At 45.1% G+C, this 16,746-nt stretch carries 11 protein-coding genes and 1 rRNA gene; 11 read left to right on the plus strand and 1 reads right to left on the minus strand.

From position 1 onward, the window contains the following. The first annotated feature begins 350 nt into the window (after window positions 1–350). The 8 genes from CS948_RS03575 to CS948_RS03610 all read left to right on the plus strand — a co-directional run bounded on the left by CS948_RS03575 (window position 351) and on the right by CS948_RS03610 (window position 13,355). Entirely contained in the window at window positions 351–1,493 is a 1,143-nt protein-coding gene (locus tag CS948_RS03575) for a FecR family protein (RefSeq protein WP_099290374.1), read from the plus strand. Window positions 1,494–1,680: 187 nt separating this feature from the next. After that, window positions 1,681–5,292: a SusC/RagA family TonB-linked outer membrane protein gene (locus CS948_RS03580; RefSeq protein ID WP_176554900.1), complete on the plus strand. Its 3,612-nt coding sequence runs from the start codon at window positions 1,681–1,683 to the stop codon at window positions 5,290–5,292. Between the two features lie 16 nt (window positions 5,293–5,308). Next, window positions 5,309–6,754 carry a RagB/SusD family nutrient uptake outer membrane protein gene (locus CS948_RS03585; RefSeq protein ID WP_099290376.1) on the plus strand — a complete coding sequence of 482 codons (1,446 nt, stop codon included), beginning with the start codon at window positions 5,309–5,311 and terminating at the stop codon, window positions 6,752–6,754. A 17-nt stretch (window positions 6,755–6,771) separates the two neighbouring features. Further along, complete coding sequence (locus tag CS948_RS03590) at window positions 6,772–7,674, plus strand: hypothetical protein (protein WP_099290377.1); 903 nt, start codon at window positions 6,772–6,774, stop codon at window positions 7,672–7,674. 51 nt (window positions 7,675–7,725) lie between these two features. Further along, a complete protein-coding gene (locus tag CS948_RS03595; protein ID WP_099290378.1) occupies window positions 7,726–9,135 on the plus strand; it encodes a hypothetical protein in 1,410 nt (469 codons plus the stop codon). Window positions 9,136–9,257: 122 nt separating this feature from the next. After that, window positions 9,258–10,577 carry a TlpA disulfide reductase family protein gene (locus tag CS948_RS03600; protein WP_099290379.1) on the plus strand — a complete coding sequence of 440 codons (1,320 nt, stop codon included), beginning with the start codon at window positions 9,258–9,260 and terminating at the stop codon, window positions 10,575–10,577. After that, the gene (locus CS948_RS03605) at window positions 10,574–11,938 is read left to right on the plus strand and encodes a TlpA disulfide reductase family protein (RefSeq protein ID WP_099290380.1); all 1,365 of its coding nucleotides are present in this window, start codon (window positions 10,574–10,576) and stop codon (window positions 11,936–11,938) included. Before CS948_RS03600 ends, CS948_RS03605 begins: the two co-directional genes overlap by 4 nt. 88 nt (window positions 11,939–12,026) lie before the next feature. Beyond that, on the plus strand, window positions 12,027–13,355 hold the full coding sequence (locus tag CS948_RS03610) for a TlpA disulfide reductase family protein (protein ID WP_099290381.1): 1,329 nt from the start codon (window positions 12,027–12,029) through the stop codon (window positions 13,353–13,355). 142 nt (window positions 13,356–13,497) lie between these two features. Here CS948_RS03610 and CS948_RS03615 read toward each other — a convergent pair whose 3' ends face one another. Next, window positions 13,498–14,133 (minus strand): outer membrane lipoprotein carrier protein LolA, encoded by a 636-nt coding sequence (locus CS948_RS03615; RefSeq protein ID WP_099290382.1) that lies wholly within the window; start codon window positions 14,131–14,133, stop codon window positions 13,498–13,500. Window positions 14,134–14,220: 87 nt separating this feature from the next. Here CS948_RS03615 and CS948_RS03620 point away from each other — a divergent pair, with 87 nt between their 5' ends. The 3 genes from CS948_RS03620 to CS948_RS03630 all read left to right on the plus strand — a co-directional run. Beyond that, window positions 14,221–15,087 carry a DMT family transporter gene (locus CS948_RS03620; protein ID WP_099290383.1) on the plus strand — a complete coding sequence of 289 codons (867 nt, stop codon included), beginning with the start codon at window positions 14,221–14,223 and terminating at the stop codon, window positions 15,085–15,087. Between the two features lie 90 nt (window positions 15,088–15,177). After that, entirely contained in the window at window positions 15,178–15,960 is a 783-nt protein-coding gene (gene cdaA / locus CS948_RS03625; protein ID WP_099290384.1) for a diadenylate cyclase CdaA, read from the plus strand. A gap of 576 nt (window positions 15,961–16,536) precedes the next feature. Beyond that, a 16S ribosomal RNA gene (locus CS948_RS03630) occupies window positions 16,537–16,746 on the plus strand; the annotation flags it as partial.

A 16,746-nucleotide genomic window follows, 5' to 3' on the forward strand; every position in this document is an offset into this window, starting at 1 on the left:
GTAATTAATGAATAAAACTTTTGTAATCCTATTGTTATTCTATTTTAATAGAATGACAATAGAACAACAATAGAACGACAATAGAATAACAGTGCTTGTAATTAAGGTGTAACACCTTGTTATATAAGGCGAAACACATTCTTGGCGAGAAATAATATTAAGTATAGAATATTCGTTAATGACGAAGATATTCAAACAAAAAAAATGTGTCCGGAGTATGAATTTTGTATCCCGTTAAATGTTTGATTCAGAATGATTAATAGCCGTTGAGATTTTTTTTACGAAAAAACTTCGTTTTCCTTTCACCCATATTCGTTAAAAGTGCAGTATGTAAGAAACGAAGGAGAGATATGCAGGAAAACATACATCAATGGATAGCTGACTACACGGAAGGTTCTATCAGCCGAGAAGATTTCAAGAGGCTGGAGGCGTGGAGCGGGCAGACACCGGAAAATAAGGCTATTTTCGAGGACTGCCTTCGGGTGTACAGGGAAGCACACGGGATCGGTTTTATGGATAGGATGGATCGGGAACGTTCATGGAAAGTGTTGGAACGTAAATTGAAACGACGTGACCGGGTAAGAATGATTCGGGTTATAGCGGCGGCTTCGGTATTGCTTGCCGTTATGATCGGGACGTGGTTATTGCTGCCCGTTAAACAGAAAACGACGGTGATTCCGGTCGCGGAAGTTATCCCCGGGAATGCTTCCGTGATACTGCACATGGCTGACGGGAAGAGTGTTAACCTGAAAAACGAAGAGGCGTTGGGATTGGTGGAGAAGGACGGTACGGAGATTACCAAGGATACCGCGAGCGCGCTCGTTTATCATGTAAACGAGAAAGTTGCCAAAAGCGTGTTGCATACCGTGGAAGTACCGGTTGGCGGGGAATTTGATCTAACCTTGGCTGACGGTACGCGGGTGTGGTTGAATTCCGACACGAAGTTCCGTTTTCCGACCTATTTCTCGGGGGAAACACGAGAGGTGTACGTGGAGGGCGAAGCCTATTTTGTCGTGAGTAAAGACGCGGAGCATCCCTTTATCGTGCACACGGGTGGAGCCCGGGTGAAGGTATTGGGTACGGAATTTAATTTATGCGCTTACCCGGAAGAGAGAGTTGTTACGACACTGGCGAAAGGGAAGGTGGAGGTTGCCGACGGAACGTGTAAAGTCTGTCTTCAGCCGGGAGAACAGGCGGTATACAACAAGAGCGTGAATAATATAGAGGTGCGTAAGGTGGATGCTGCGCTTTATTCATCGTGGTTGAAAGGCGTGTTCGAGTTCGAAAATATGTCCTTGCGGGAGATCGGGAAACAATTATCCCGCTGGTATGGTGTTATTTTCGAGTTTGATGACGTGGGGATCGGGGATCGGCGTTTCACGGGGGGAATAAAGAAATATATCCCCCTGTACCAATCCCTCGATATACTGGAAAAGACGACGAACGTGATGTTCAGGATAAAGGATAACGTGATACAGGTACAATCGAAGTAATAAAGTGAGGACGGGTGATAAAAAGCGGAGAATGGTACCAGCATCCCCCGCTCACGTGTAACTCGTTCCTCTTAACTGATAAAAGTCAAGTTGGAATAACGTAAAATTGATTTGCAAAATTATGGAAAAAAGGCGAATTATTCGCTGTCTCCTGCGACAAACTCGAGATGGTAACTCTTTTTTGATTATGAAACTAACAATTGTTTTGACAATTCTCCTGTCTATTAGTGCTTTTGGAGAAGTGGCTTCCCAGAACGTGAGTCTGAAATGCGAGAATGTCTTGTTGAGAGAGGTATTTAAATCGTTGAAACAGCAAACAGGTTACCTGTTCGTGTTCAACGAGGAGGAATTGGACAAAGCGGCCCGGGTAAGCGTGAATATCAACAATTCCACCTTGGCGAAAGCCTTGGATAGGGTGTTACGGGGATTGCCTTACACGTACGAGATTATTGACGATATGGTGGTGATAAAACCCGCCCCGGTGAAGACGACCGCACGTGATTCCGTGGGTCGGAAAGTAGAGGTGAAAGGTGTGGTGAAGGATTGCAAAGGCGAACTGTTGCCGGGTGTTACCGTGTTGATCAAGGGAACGGCTATCGGCGTGGCAACGAACGTGAACGGGGAGTACACGATAGCGTTAGATCCCAAGAAACAGTCCTTGTTGTTTTCCTTTATTGGGATGAGAACCAAGGAAGTGGTTTGGGACGGACAGAAAAGACTGGATGTCGTGCTGGACGACGACTGTGTTAGCATGGACGAAGTTGTGGTGACCGGCTACCAGACAATCGACAAACGGAAGTTGACAAGTTCGATTTCTTCCCTGACGGACAAAGATCTGGATTTTAGGGGTGCGTTGACGGTAGACCAGATGTTGGAAGGAAAGGTTCCCGGGTTACTTGCGATGACGTTGAGTACCATGCCGGGAGCCGCTACCAAGATGCGTTTGCGGGGAAGCAGCACGTTCACGGGAACACGCGAGCCGTTGTGGGTAATCGACGGGATTATTTACGAGAATCCGGTGCCCCTCTCCGCCGACGAGATTAATAGCTGGGATAATATTAATCTGATCGGTAACGCTATCACGGGTTTGAACCCGCAGGATATCGAGCGTATCGACGTGTTGAAAGATGCTTCTGCCACGGCTATTTACGGTACCCGTGCGGCGAACGGCGTGATCGTGGTGACGACGAAGACGGGAAAGGTCGGTAAGACTTCTTTGAGCTATAATTTTAACGCAGGCTTCATGCGACGCCCGACCTATGACGATTTCGAGTTGATGAACTCGAAGGAACGCGTGGAGGTTTCCCGCGAGATCATGGACAGGGGATTGTATTTCGAGTACACGCCCCAGCGCATGGGATACGAGGGGTTGATGATGGACTACTGGGACAAGAAAATATCTTTCGCCGAGTTCCAACAAGGGGTTTCCGAGATGGAAGGACGCAACACGGATTGGTTCGGGGCATTGTTCCGTAACTCTTTCAGCCAGTCGCATGATATCAGTCTTTCCGGTGGTAACGAGAATACCCGGTATTATTTCTCTTTCGGCTATTCCAATAATAAAGGTACCGAGCGAGGTACCGATTTGTCGAGGTTGACTGCCCGCATGAATTTATCGACTCGTCTGCGGGAGAATATCTTGTTGGATATACGTTTGAGCGGTTCGTTGCAGGACGCAGATTACAATCCCGGCGGGTATTCCGCCTTCGATGAAGCGTATTACACGAATCGGACAATTCCGGTGCGGAACGCTGACGGGTCACTGTATTACGTGGATAAGGACGTGAACGTGAATCGTACGGCAAACACGAACGTGTACGCCGGGTATAATATACTGAGCGAGTTCGCTAATGGTGGTAACAATATCGTGAACAAGAGTTTGAACCTGACGGCTTCCTTGAATTGGGAGATTCTGCCTAATCTGCGCTACATGGGAACGGTGGGATTGACGACGACGACAAACCTCACGGAGGAATGGATGGGAGAGAAGAGTTTTTACGTGGCTGATTTGCGCGGGTGGGATTACGGTGACAGACCCGCGGGTGACGTGCCACCGAAGAATATCATGGATGGCGGCGTGTATTCCAATAGTTCGATGAACCAGTACGATTGGACGGTGCGTAACCAGTTGAATTATAATTTCACGATAAAGGAGATACATCATTTTAACGTGGATTTCGGACAGGAAGCGAAGTCTACGATCTACAAGGGAACGGCAAGCGGGCAGTTCCCGGGATATATGAACGAGCAGGGAAAAACGTTCAGTCGTTTTCCTGTGGTGCAGAACAGGGTGGACTACGAGTACACGCAAGCTCTGAAATACTGGTTCTTGCAGAGTGGCGGCGTATTCCCCTCGATCACCGACCGTAGGGAAAATGCCTTGTCTTTTTACGCGACGATGACTTACACGTTCAAGAACCTGTATTCCCTGAACTTCAATATCCGTAACGACGGTTCCAACCGTTTCGGGCAATACAAGAACGAGAAGTTCAATCCTGTGTGGTCAGTTTCCGGTCGTTGGAACATCAATGAGGAATCTTTCATGAATTGTTCGTGGATCGAGACGCTGGCTCTTCGCGGTTCATACGGTTATCGCGGTAACGTGCCGAACGAAAGTCCTTACTTGGTTATCGATACTCCGAGGAAACAAACGGCTTCGGGAGAGTTGGGTGCACTGGTACGATCTTTCCCGAACGCCAACTTGAAGTGGGAGAAGACGTCGACGGTAAATATCGGCTTGGATTGGTCGTTCCTGCGCGGGCGTATTAGTGGTGCTTTGGAATATTATTATAGCAAATCGGTAGACTTGATCACGGATCGTCCGGTTTCCCTCGTGAACGGGATGACTTCCTTGAAGATCAATGACGGCTCGGCGACGAACAAGGGAATTGATTTCAATATTTCCACGAGAAATATTGACACGGAGAATTTTAAATGGCGGACTACTTTATCCTTCTCCCACACGAAGAATACCGTGATGCGGGGAGCGGAAGTGATCGAGGGAAGTGTCAACACGTATAGTAATTACGTGAGTGGTTCGGTGGTGAAGAAAGGGGTGTCGGTGGACGGGTTTTATTCGTACCAGTTCGACTGTTTGGACGAGTATGGGTTACCGCGTTTCAAGAACTTGACGGGTAATTCGTCCAACATGACGAAAGAAGAGTTCTTGAGCCATATATTCACTTATTCCGGTACGCGTACGCCGACGGCTTTCGGTAGTTTCTCCACGGAATTTATGTATAAGCGTTTTTCCTTGCGGGCTGAATTCTCTTATAAATTCGGCTACAAGGTGCGTATGTTGAGGCTTTACAAGGACAACGGGAATATCTTGCCTTATCCGGAGGATAACATGAATAAAGTGATGGCGAAGCGTTGGAGAACTTCCGGCGATGAAGTGACCACGAATATTCCGGCTCTCTCGAACGCAACCTTGAGTATCCCGGGAGCGGATACTTACCCGAGCGAGGCGGAGGCTTATATGTACACGATGGTAGATGTTCCGTTCCGGAGTGCCGCGGGACCGCAAACGAACGCGGGGTGGTACATGTATGATTACTCGGATTTACGGGTAGCTAAAGGCGACCATATCCGCGTGCGGGCGATTTCCTTGGGGTACAGTTTGAAGGGTGATTGGATGAAAAAAGCGGGTATCAATGGTTTGCGCGTGGATTTTCAAGTACAGAATATCGGGGTGATCGTGTTCGACAAGAAACTGAAAGGACAAGACCCGGATCAAGTGCAATCTATCGGTATGCCGACTTTACCGACGTATAATCTAAGTGTGAACGTGAATTTCTAACCGATAAAAAGAGTTTATGAAAAGGGTATATATATATTTATTGATGGGGATTCTTCTGGCTTCCGCTTGTAGTGATTTCCTGAAGGAAGAAGATAAAGATCAGGTTATCCCGCGTACCGTGGAGCATTTCTTGCAGACCTTGCACCGGGAAGCTTTTATCCAGAACATGACGAATTACACGACGGAGTTCATGACTGACGATATTGAGGAGAACCGGAAGACCTCGACGAACGAGAAGAATTTGTACAAGAGCCTATACACCTGGCAGAGGGATGTCGAGGTGGACGGGAACGGGGATAAATCGACCGTAAATCAATCTTGGGAAATATTGTATCGTCTGGTGCTGTTCACTAATTACGTGATGGAGAATATTGATAAGGCGATAGGGGAAGACAACGAGAAAGCTTTCGTTCGGGGTGAGGCGTATTTCGTTCGGGCTCGTTCTTATTTCGAGCTGGTGAACTTGTATGCCAAGCATTACGATGCTGCCACCGCCGCATCTGAACTTGGAGTGCCGAAACGCTTGGGCACGGGAGTCGAGGAAACATACACGCGTGCCTCTGTCGCCGAGATTTATAATCTGATCGAATCGGATTTGAAAATTGCTATACGGGAGTTTGAGAAAAGCGGGTTGAAGAAGTCCTTGTGGCACCCGAACGCCATGACCGCGAAGTTGTTATTGTCAAGGGTGTATCTCTATAAATGCGATTGGGATAATTGTATAGATTATACTACACAGGTTATCAACACGACGGGTGGAATGTTGTGGAATCTAAAAGAACACCAAGGTACTTTCGTGAACACGACGAATCCCGAGATATTACATGTTTACGGAGATCCGAGTTCTCTCGTCGGGTCGGGCGATTTGGCAACGCCGCATATTTACGGTTCCACGAATGTTACTTACGGTGTGTCTTCCGATATGATGGCTACATTCTTGCAGGGCGATTTGCGTGCCGACCAATACGTCAAGACGGTCATGGGGATGGGGATTCCTGCGAAATGGCTGGGGGGATTCACGGATTTGGGAGGCTTTAATTTCCGAGTGTCCGAAGCGTACTTGAACCGTGCAGAGGCGTATGCTGCGAAGGATATGGATGCCGAGGCTTACGAGGACGTGAAGAAGTTGGTCGAGAACCGGGTGAAGGACATGAGCGTGTTCTCGATACCTTCCAAGGGGTTGGAGCTGAAACGGTTTATCTTTAATGAACGCCGCCGGGAACTGTGTTACGAGGGACATCGCTGGTATGACTTGAAACGGACGAAGTTGTTTGCCAAACAGATTGACCACAAGTTCACGCTGGTGAATAGTACCGGGGGAATCACGGGTACGGAAATTTATATGCTGACACCCAACGATCCCAATTACGTGTACCCGATTCCCCAAGCGGAGATGGATCGTAACGGGGCGATGGAGCAAAACGGACGCATGGAGAAACTGCCGATAAAAGAGGACTATTAAACGGATAATTGAAAAAGATGATGAAAAGATATAGCTTGTGTTTATTGATCGGGATATTGTGTACGTTCTGGTCATGCAGTGATGACGAAGATGTTACGCCTTCGTTGAAAGACGAGGATCGGTTGGAAACGTTAATCGATAAGTCGAACGCCGATATAATGGCTTTCAAGGAAAAATACGGAACGTATATATTGTACCAGTTCGACCAGTTGCGGGACTTTGCCTATCAGTTCGAGCAAGCGAGCTCTTGGCGGGAAGCGAAATTGACTTATCTGGAAAAAGAAGATGTACCGGGTGCCGTGGCTTTTCTGGAGGAACATTTCTTTAATTGCTACCGGGATACGGTGAAGTTGAATATGTTGCCTCGCAAGTTTTTAATTTGTAGTAAGGTGTACGGCGGTGTTTTGGGAATTTCAAACCCGGATGGGGGAAAAAACGGTTTGCATGACGCCGTGGTGAACATGAATAGTTTCACTGTAGCCAGACTCGACCGGGTTACACTGGCAACCATGTCCGCGGAAAGGCGGGACGAGTTCGTGCGGCAGATACATTATATGTTCTTGGGCGGGTATATAGTGAACGTGCAACGGAATATTTTCGTGGAAGAACTATTCTTTGACCCCGCGGCTAAATTGTACGGGACGAGAGTTGAGCGGGAAAAGAACGAGATACTGCCGGATGAATATTACATGAGCCGCGGTTTCTTCCCGATTACGGATAAAGAACAGTATTATTACCCGCTTCAGATGGAGGATTTGAGCACGTTCGTGGAGCATTTGGTGAAGATGGATGAAGAAACAAAAGAAACGGTATGGAATCAATCCGTCATGCGGACTAAAATGCAATATGTTGCTAAAAGTTTAAAAGCTATGGGGGTTGATATTGTCAAGATAAACCCGCTGGCAGAGGATTTTTTATAAAGAATAGAATAGTGTAACTTAATTGAAGTACCAACTTAAAATGAATGAATTATGAAAAAGTGGAAAAATTATTTATTGTCAATCTTGGCTGTAGCCGGTTGTGTTGCTTGTTCGGATGATGATCCCGGGATGCCTCCCGTTATTGATGGAAACGACGTGAGTCTCGAGATTAAAAGGGATACGGCAGATGTTTACAGGATTAGCTTGCCGATCACCTCTGAAGAAGGTTTGGCTAAGGTGTCATTGATTGATAACGCAACGAACAAAACGATCAATGAACAAACTTCTTTCTCTAACCCGAACAATCATACTTATACCTATGATTTCGACCTTACCCCGTACACGGACAACACGATAGTGATGTTGACCTTGAAAATAGAGGATCAAGCCGGACAGATCGTGAACAAGAAAATCACGTTGACGGTGAAGAAGTTTTCGGAACTGGATGTGCGGTTTGCGGCAGAAGGGACGATTACGACTCAATTTGAGGATTGTAACTTGAAGGTAACTGTGGTACGCGGAATGATACCGTTGAAAGAGATTCAAGTGTATGTAGATACTAAGTTGTCAAGTTCTTTTGACTTAACTCTTGAAGCAGAACAGTCAAAATATGACTTTAACGTGCTTGTTGAAGGCTTGGAGATGGATGATAACACGGTGAAAGTTGTGGTAATTGACGAAAAGGAGCAAGAATTTGCCAAAGAGATAACCGTGAAACGTATAGCGGCAAAGACATGGGGTGATCTGTATGCCGCACTATATGATCCAAATCCGGCTTGGCAGGGAATGATGGCTTCTGAGATATCCTTTAATGACACGAAGCCTGGCGATCTACCCGGTACGGATAAATTGTATCGGATATCGATCTATCCGGCAATGGATAACGGTACGACGGCCGATTTTGAATATGACGGAAACAAAATCACGAAAATGACAATTCGTAGAGTTGATTCAGGAATGGGGTCATTCGATGAACTGAGTGTTGATGCTGTGTATGTTTATAGCTATAATGAAGACGGAGAATTGGTAAAAGTAGTTTATACTGATGAAAATAATGATACGAGAGATTATATTACTGATGTAATTTATGAAAGTGGAAATATAAAGAGTTATAAGATCGACGGGACGGAATACACCCCGACCTATCTGGAGAAGAACGGAACTCTTGTTCGAGTTGATTATCAGGATGCTGATTTGTCAGGTAAGACTTACGGATTTGCCACAGGAAAGGATTTACAACCTAATTCTCTGTTTATAACCGGTTTGCCTGCTGTGGTGCCGGGAACGATTGGCGGAATTGATTTCAATTATTTCTATAATCGCTATTTATTTGATACGTTAAGTGAAGGAGCTTCTGTTCTTATTGATTATGACGTTACATCGATTATGGATGGTCGTCAAGTCGTGGAATGGGTTCAAGACGGACAGGAAATGACGATGAAATACATTTTTAACGATTAGATTTTTTCACGGAAGCGAGTCAAAAGTCTTTTTACTTTAACAACTCCCTCGCTTTGCATTGCTGACCGAGGGAGTTTGAATAGACTTTTGGCATGCTTTCGTGAAATATAATAGTTTACTATATGAAAAACTTATATTATTTATCTCTTCTTCTCTTTTGCGTGGCTTGTGGCCCGAAAGCGCCGACAAACGAGCAATTGAAGGATCTATGCAGGAATGCGGCGTTTGCCGTGGCAGATCAGCAGGAAGAAGCTGGTAAAAGCAAAGCCTTTCAGGAGGTTGTCGAGAAGGGTGTAAAAGAATTTGATATAAACAAGATTGCACCGGAACAGATTCATTTTGTCTTCCAAGAGGGAGGGATTCCTTTAAATAGATATTTAAGGGATTGGTTGGCTCCGGTGTTGGAACAAAAAGCAAAATTGGAGGGCAGGGAAGGTGCTGAATATACTTTTTATCGTTGGAGATATCTGCCTTCGGCTGATAATTATAGCGAAGGTAAGGAAATGGAAAGAACGGCTTACAAGGCTGTCGTGACACATCCCTTGATGGCGGATTTCTTGTTGAGTAATAATGAAGCCATGACAGACGTGATAAACGGTGCTACCCGATTGAAAGCTGATACTTGGGTAGAACTGGGGATATTTGATCATATAAAATCCTTACTGGATTTGGCACTGTCGGACGAGTCTGTTTTCGCTTCGATGGGTGTGTTTAATACTGCTTTCACGGCGGAAAAACTCTCTGCCGGGGAAAAAGACGAAATTCGGCAAAAAGTGTTGAAGCAATATACAAACCTGTTAGATAATGAACATTATGCCAAGGGAAGAAGGCGTGTACGGGTGGAAGAAGCGATTCAGTATCTGCAAGGTCCTTATGCCACGGGTACTTTAGTGGGTAACAAAGCCCCGAGGCTGGATATTATCTGGATCAGTAGGGGAAAAGAAAAGAGCCTCGATGATTTGAAAGGAAAAGTGGTCGTGTTGGATTTCTGGGCTACAAAATGTGCTCCCTGCGTGAGTATATTCCCGAATATGCGGGAATTGGAAAAGAGGTACGCGAAATATCCGGTGGAAATTATCGGGGTGACTTCTATCATGGGCTATCACGTGGATATGAAACACGGCAAGACAATCAAGACGGAAGGAAAACCCGATTACGAGATAGAGTTGATGCAGGCGTTAATGAAAGACATGGAGATCTCGTGGCGGGTGGCTTTTACCGAACAGAACGTGATGAATATGGATTATGGAGTGACAAGTATTCCCCATATCGTGATTCTTGATGCAGAGGGGAACGTGAGATATAACGGAACGGATCCGTTTGAAGCCCCGTATCACAAGGCTGAAAAGATAGATGCGTTGTTGAAGGAAGCCGGGTTGCGTTACCCGTCAAGCCCGATGGAAACAGTAGATTATAGTAAAAATCAAAACGAATCGTTATGAGAATATATTTGTTTTTCCTGTTGTTCGTGGCGACCGTTTGGGGATGCGGTGATACCCCGAAAAAGGTGGAGTTGAAAGACTTGGTTTTCAAGTGTATGATTTCCGAGCCTCAAGAAGGAGAGAAGTTGCTCGTTACAATTAACGAGCGGGAACAGGCTTTCGATGTGCCGGCAAACGGAATTGTCGAAATAAAAGTTCCGCATATCGCCCCTCAATATTCAGGAATTACTTACGGGCGCAAATATTACCCGCTTTATCTGGCAGGGGGAGAACCGGTTATTATGGCGTTTTCTGGGAATGCAACCAACTGGAAAAGAACTTTTTCCGGTAATTGTAAGGAGATCAACGAGTATTTGTCTTCTGCCATAGCCCCTTTGGAATCTTCCAGTTTCTTGCGAGATGAAGAGGAATTGAAGAAGGAATCGGAAAAAGTGTTGGCAAGGAATATCAAGAATTTGGAAAGTAAAGTGTTACCGGAAGATTTCGTGAAAACAGAGAGAGAACGTTTGCGTTATTACGTGTACGGTTCGTGGAACACGTATCGCATGAATCATCGGTGGATGGCGGGTGACGAGAATTTCGAGCCTTCGGAAGTTTATTACGCGACCATGCGGGAATTGGCTAAAGAAAATACGGATTTGGTCGGGTTGAAGGCTTATCGCCGTTTCGTGCAGAAAGCCGTGGAAGTTATGGCGGGTAAAGGCGAATCCGATATAACGCCGGATAAACTGATCGATCGGGAAGTGAAGTATATTATTGATAATTACAAGGATTCGACGTTGTTGAGTGATCTGATACATCATTATATTTTTGACTACGTGTCCGACCACGGTGCGGGAGAGAAGGAAGAGTTGGTAACGTATTACAAACAATACGTGAAAGACAAGAAGTTACTGGAGGATTTCGATCAGGTATGTGCAACTTGGAGTAGATTGAAACCGGGAGATCCTTCACCGGAATTTAATTTTGCGGACGCGAAGGGAGATTTTGTATCATTGGAATCGTTGCGGGGCAAGTTCGTGTATATTGATCTTTGGGCATCATGGTGTGGTCCTTGTCGGCGGGAAATCCCCTATTTGAAAGCATTGGAGAAGAAATTCGAGGGGAAGCCGATCACTTTTGTCAGCATCTCGTGTGATAATGATGCGGAAGCTTGGCGCAAAGCCATGGAAGAAGAAAACGTATCGGGTATCCAATTACACATGAACGGTGATCTGACGTTCGCGAAGGCTTACGTGGTAAGCGGTATCCCTCGTTTTATCCTGCTCGATAAAGAAGGGCGAATCGTGGATGCGCATATGACGATGCCCTCTGACCCGAACACGGAGAAAACTCTTCAAAGTTTTTTGGAGATGAAGTGATATTATTACTTGGACTTTTTCGAGATAGGAAAAGTCAGAATATTTATATGTAGAATGAGTTATATTGTATTCATTTAAAAATTCAATTATGAGAAAATTATTTATCGCGTTATTAATTGCATTCGTGTTTGGTGCTTGTCAGACGAAGAAGGAAGTTGCGGTCGATGTGGTGGTGAAGGACAAGGCTTACGAGGGAGCAGGATTTTATTTATCTAAAATGGATACCGTGTTACAGTTGAATGCGGAAGGGAAAGGAAGTGTTATCTTAACGGTTGACGAACCGCAATATGCCGTTTTCCAGTATAAATGGAAAAATGTACCGGTTTACCTTGAACCGGGGAAAAACTTGTCTGTGACTTGGGATATGACCCCGTCCGGGTTGATGGTGTCCTTTGACGGCGAGGGGGGGGGGAAGAATAATTTTATTAACGGGAACGAGTTGGATATTCCCAAGATGGGAGATTTCGGTTTGCCCGAGGATGAATTTCTTGCGAAACTGGATCAATACATGGAAGACAACTACAAGGCGTTGGAAAGCAAGGGATTTGATAAAAATTTCGTTGAGAAAGAGAAATACCGTATCCGCTACAACGTGAACGGAATCATGTGGCAATATGCTCGGAGGGGTAATCCTTCGGACGAGTTTTATAACAAGATGAAATCCATGATGGAGGAGCAGGAATGGTTGCTGCAATTGAGTGGTTATACAAATTACATGCAAGGGGTTATAGAAGTTCTTTCCAATCGCGGTGTTGATCTGATGAACGCTCCGGATGAAGAGATCGTGATGAATGAATTGAATTATGTTTTGCAGAATATCAAGAACCCGAAAATTAAAGAATATTTAGTGGGGTCATTTGCCATAGATTATATCGACAGAGAAGGGATCTCCAAAGCCGACGGCGTGAAAAAGATATTTGAGGAAACGGTGACCGATCCGCTGATCAAGCAAGCCTTTGCCAAGATATACGAGGAAGGTACCTCTATCACGAAAGGAAATAAAGCCCCGGATTTCAAGTATTTGGATATTAACGGGAAAGAAGTTAAATTGTCAGATTTGAAAGGCAATCTCGTGTATATCGATATTTGGGCTACCTGGTGTGGTCCATGCCGGGAAGAAATTCCTCATTTGCAAAAACTGGAAGAGGCATTCAAGGGAACGAAAGTTCGTTTCGTGAGTATCTCGACAGATAAAGACAAAGCGAAATGGGAAGAAACCGTGAAGGGCGAGAAATTAGGTGGGATACAACTCCACACGGGAGGTGATGAAGCGTTTACGAGTGCTTTCCGCGTGAAAGGGATTCCTCATTTCATCTTGATTGACCCGGAAGGCAGGATTCTTGAAGCGAACATGAGCCGTCCCTCCGAATCGAAGACAGTTGAGTATTTGAGCATGTACGCTGAACCCGAGGAATAGTTTTTCGTGTATTATATAGTGTGTTGAAAAAGGGAGAAGCCGTGCGAACAGCCTCTCCCTTTCTTTTGTGAATATTGTAAACCTTTAACTTGCCGAAGGCAAATGCAACTTGTAGCCTGCAACTTTCGCCGCAGACGAAACCTTATCGTAAATCAATTACTTCCACTTCCGGGTGAGCGTCTTTGTCAAAGCGGAAGAATTTCACGTCAAGCTCCATGTCCGGTTTTTTCAAGCTCTTTATCGTGATGATTACATCGTTGCCGTCTTTCCCGAAGGAGGTAACCTTTTCCACCATATTCGTTTTGGTGTTGATCCATACGCCTATTTTGGTAATCTGTTTGTGTTCCTTTTTCGGGGTTAATTCGATATAGGCTGTTCCGTCTTTCTCTTCGACGAGTTTCTGGTTGAATTTCTGGTTGTGAATGTCGAAAAGGATAGAGGGATTCAACATTTCTTCCTCGTTATCATCGGGGTTTTTGATGTTTACTTCTTCCTGTTCCGGCATATAAGTGTAGATCACTTCTCCGTCAAAATAATTGATCACGTCCATGACATCAATCCGGTACATTTTGTCCTTCATGTACGCCTTCCCGTGATGCGTTTCCTTGATATCTTCCTCTTTATTGATCATCGAGAGGTCGAAAACGACTTCCACTGCGGGGTATGACTTGATGTGTTCTACTGTCTTGTCGAGAATCGTTTTCGCTTTTCCGTCTGTCTGCGCGGATGCGTATATGCCGGAGAGGGCAAGGAGCATAAGTGTTAATATGTACTTCATACTATTCATATTTTCGTGTGTTATTAATTGTCTCGCGAATATATAGAAAAAAATGCTACCTTCGTGCCGCTTTTTGAAAAACAGGAGATGGATAAGATAAAAGGGATCATATTCGCGGCATTATCCGCGGCTACTTTCGGTTTAATTCCGTTGTACGCCAATCAGGCGATAATCGACGGAGTGAACAATGAAACTATATTGGTGTATCGCTACGGGATAGCGGGTATAATCTATGCTATTTATTTACTTCTCCGGCGTGTGAACATGAGATTGTCCCGCGCAGAGATAAAAGAGGTTATTCTGGCGGGAGTCGGAGGTTACGGGATAACGGCATTTTTTCTGATGTGGTCTTATCATTATATGCCCACGGGAGTGGCGACAGCGATACATTTCTTTTATCCCGTGGTTGTGGCTATCCTTATGATGATCTTTTACAAGGAGCGACTTTCTCTCGAGGTGAGAGCGGGTATCGTGTTGGCGATATGCGGAGTCTATCTTTTATCGTGGGCGCCGGGAGAGGTGAAGTGGTGGGGATTATTTTTCGTCCTTATGTCCACGGTAACATACGGTTGTTACATCACGGCGTTGAACCGTCCCGTGCTCAAGGCAATTAATCCGGACGTGTTGACTTGCTACGTGTTATTATTCACGGCTATTTTTTACGTGGCGGTGGCTCTTCCGCAGGGGAAGCTTGAGTTCGTGACACGCCCTCGTTTTTTGTTGGACATGGCACAGTTGGCAATATTCAGCACGATCGTGTCTGCCCGTCTGCTTGTTGCCGCTGTGAAGCTGATCGGCTCTGTTCCCAGTTCAGTGCTTGGGACTTTGGAACCGATTACGGCGATAGTCGTGGGGGTGATTTATTTCAAAGAAGAATTAACTTACGTGAATTATATCGGCTTGTTTATCGTGATTGCTGCCGTCCTTGTTGTTGTCTGTCGGATGAAAAAGTGAGAACAGGAGAAACTTTATGAACTCGAGTGATGGTTTCTTTCGTATTTTGGTTAAATTTGCCGATGAAATTGACTTTTTAAGAATATAGATATGTTTTTTCATCTGAGTTTATCTGACATAGCCGATATATTACTGGTCGCTTTTATATTTTATCAGGTGTATAAACTGGTGAAAGGTACTGTCGCTATAAATATATTTGCCGGAATTTTTACATTTTACGTGGCTTGGTTACTGGTAAAGGCCTTGAACATGGAATTAATGTCCGATATTTTGGGACAATTCATCGGGATGGGAGTGATCGCCTTGCTTATCGTGTTTCAGCAAGAAGTACGGCGTTTCCTGCTTTTGATAGGTAGTAAGTATAATTTGCAGAATATATTTAATTTCGAAAGACTCTTTTCCAAACCTTCGATCAAGGACGAGGTGGCGGAGGCTATTGTACGGGCTTGTGACTATTTCGCGAAGACCAAAACCGGAGCATTGATCGTGTTATCCCAAAATTCGGAGTTATTTAATTATGCCCAGACAGGGGTATTGCTTCGTTCTATTGTGACGGAGGAATTGCTTGAAAACATCTTCTTTAAAAACTCCCCGTTGCATGACGGGGCTGTTATCATTGCCGATAATAAAATACTTGCCGCGAGATGTATTCTTCCTGTGTCTGATAATAATAATATCCCGGGTAGCTTGGGGCTGCGTCATCGTGCCGCTATCGGGATGAGTGCCGCCACGGATGCCCATATCGTGGTGGTCAGCGAGGAAACGGGAAATATTACATTCGTTAAAGACGGGCATTTTAAAGTCCGAATAACTCCACAGGAGTTAAATAGCTTCCTGCATAATGATTTCACGGGATTTGTCGTGAATAAATGACTTTTTCACGGGGGATATCCGGTATAGTTCCGTTAATCATCTCGATCATTAACCTGTCACGTTCCTAACATGGTCGTTTCAAAGACGCCCGTGAACGTCTTTGAAACGTCTTTGTATCGAAGGTGAAACGTCTTTGATCCCTTATTACACCCCTATCTCATCGAGTATCCCCCGGGGGGCCTTGGGTATGTTCTTTTCAACGTGCTGCCTTCTAGTCGTTTGTGAAAAAGTTGAAAAATAATGGTGAAAAAATTTGGATAATGGAGACACGTTCGCTTATCTTTGCACCCGCTTTCAAGAGAGAGGGCAGACAAAAAGGTGCTGAAAAAAGGGAGGTTGGAACACTTCGAAAAAAAAGTTGAAAAAAACTTTGAAAAAGATTTGGAAGTGGAGAGAAAAAGGTTTTATCTTTGCACCCGCTTTCGCTTCAAAAAAGGGGCGATAGGAAACGATAGAATAAGAGTTCTTTAAGATATTGAAATGAACAACGTAGCGAGCGTGAATCGAGCCGACGAGATGTCGGGATTCATGAAACACATGACCCTTGCCGGAATAAAATTTCTGAAATTAACTATTACAATGAAGAGTTTGATCCTGGCTCAGGATGAACGCTAGCGACAGGCTTAACACATGCAAGTCGAGGGGCAGCGGGGAGTAGCAATACTTCGCCGGCGACCGGCGCACGGGTGAGTAACACGTGTGCAACCAACCCCGTACCGGGAGATAACCCGCGGAAACGTGGACTAACACCCCATGATACTTCAAGGCCGCATGGTCTTGATTTTA

It is taken from the genome of Butyricimonas sp. Marseille-P3923 (assembly GCF_900184685.1).
Lineage (GTDB): Bacteria > Bacteroidota > Bacteroidia > Bacteroidales > Marinifilaceae > Butyricimonas > Butyricimonas muris.

Excerpts from the sequence above, each read along its gene's own strand:
- CS948_RS03580 (WP_176554900.1), top strand. The coding sequence starts at position 1,681 with ATGAAACTAACAATTGTTTTGACAATTCTCCTGTCTATTAGTGCTTTT.
- CS948_RS03575 (WP_099290374.1), top strand. The coding sequence starts at position 351 with ATGCAGGAAAACATACATCAATGGATAGCTGACTACACGGAAGGTTCT.
- CS948_RS03620 (WP_099290383.1), top strand. The coding sequence starts at position 14,221 with ATGGATAAGATAAAAGGGATCATATTCGCGGCATTATCCGCGGCTACT.
- cdaA (WP_099290384.1), top strand. The coding sequence starts at position 15,178 with ATGTTTTTTCATCTGAGTTTATCTGACATAGCCGATATATTACTGGTC.
- CS948_RS03595 (WP_099290378.1), top strand. The coding sequence starts at position 7,726 with ATGAAAAAGTGGAAAAATTATTTATTGTCAATCTTGGCTGTAGCCGGT.
- CS948_RS03600 (WP_099290379.1), top strand. The coding sequence starts at position 9,258 with ATGAAAAACTTATATTATTTATCTCTTCTTCTCTTTTGCGTGGCTTGT.
- CS948_RS03610 (WP_099290381.1), top strand. The coding sequence starts at position 12,027 with ATGAGAAAATTATTTATCGCGTTATTAATTGCATTCGTGTTTGGTGCT.
- CS948_RS03590 (WP_099290377.1), top strand. The coding sequence starts at position 6,772 with ATGATGAAAAGATATAGCTTGTGTTTATTGATCGGGATATTGTGTACG.
- CS948_RS03585 (WP_099290376.1), top strand. The coding sequence starts at position 5,309 with ATGAAAAGGGTATATATATATTTATTGATGGGGATTCTTCTGGCTTCC.
- CS948_RS03605 (WP_099290380.1), top strand. The coding sequence starts at position 10,574 with ATGAGAATATATTTGTTTTTCCTGTTGTTCGTGGCGACCGTTTGGGGA.
- CS948_RS03615 (WP_099290382.1), bottom strand. The coding sequence starts at position 14,133 with ATGAAGTACATATTAACACTTATGCTCCTTGCCCTCTCCGGCATATAC.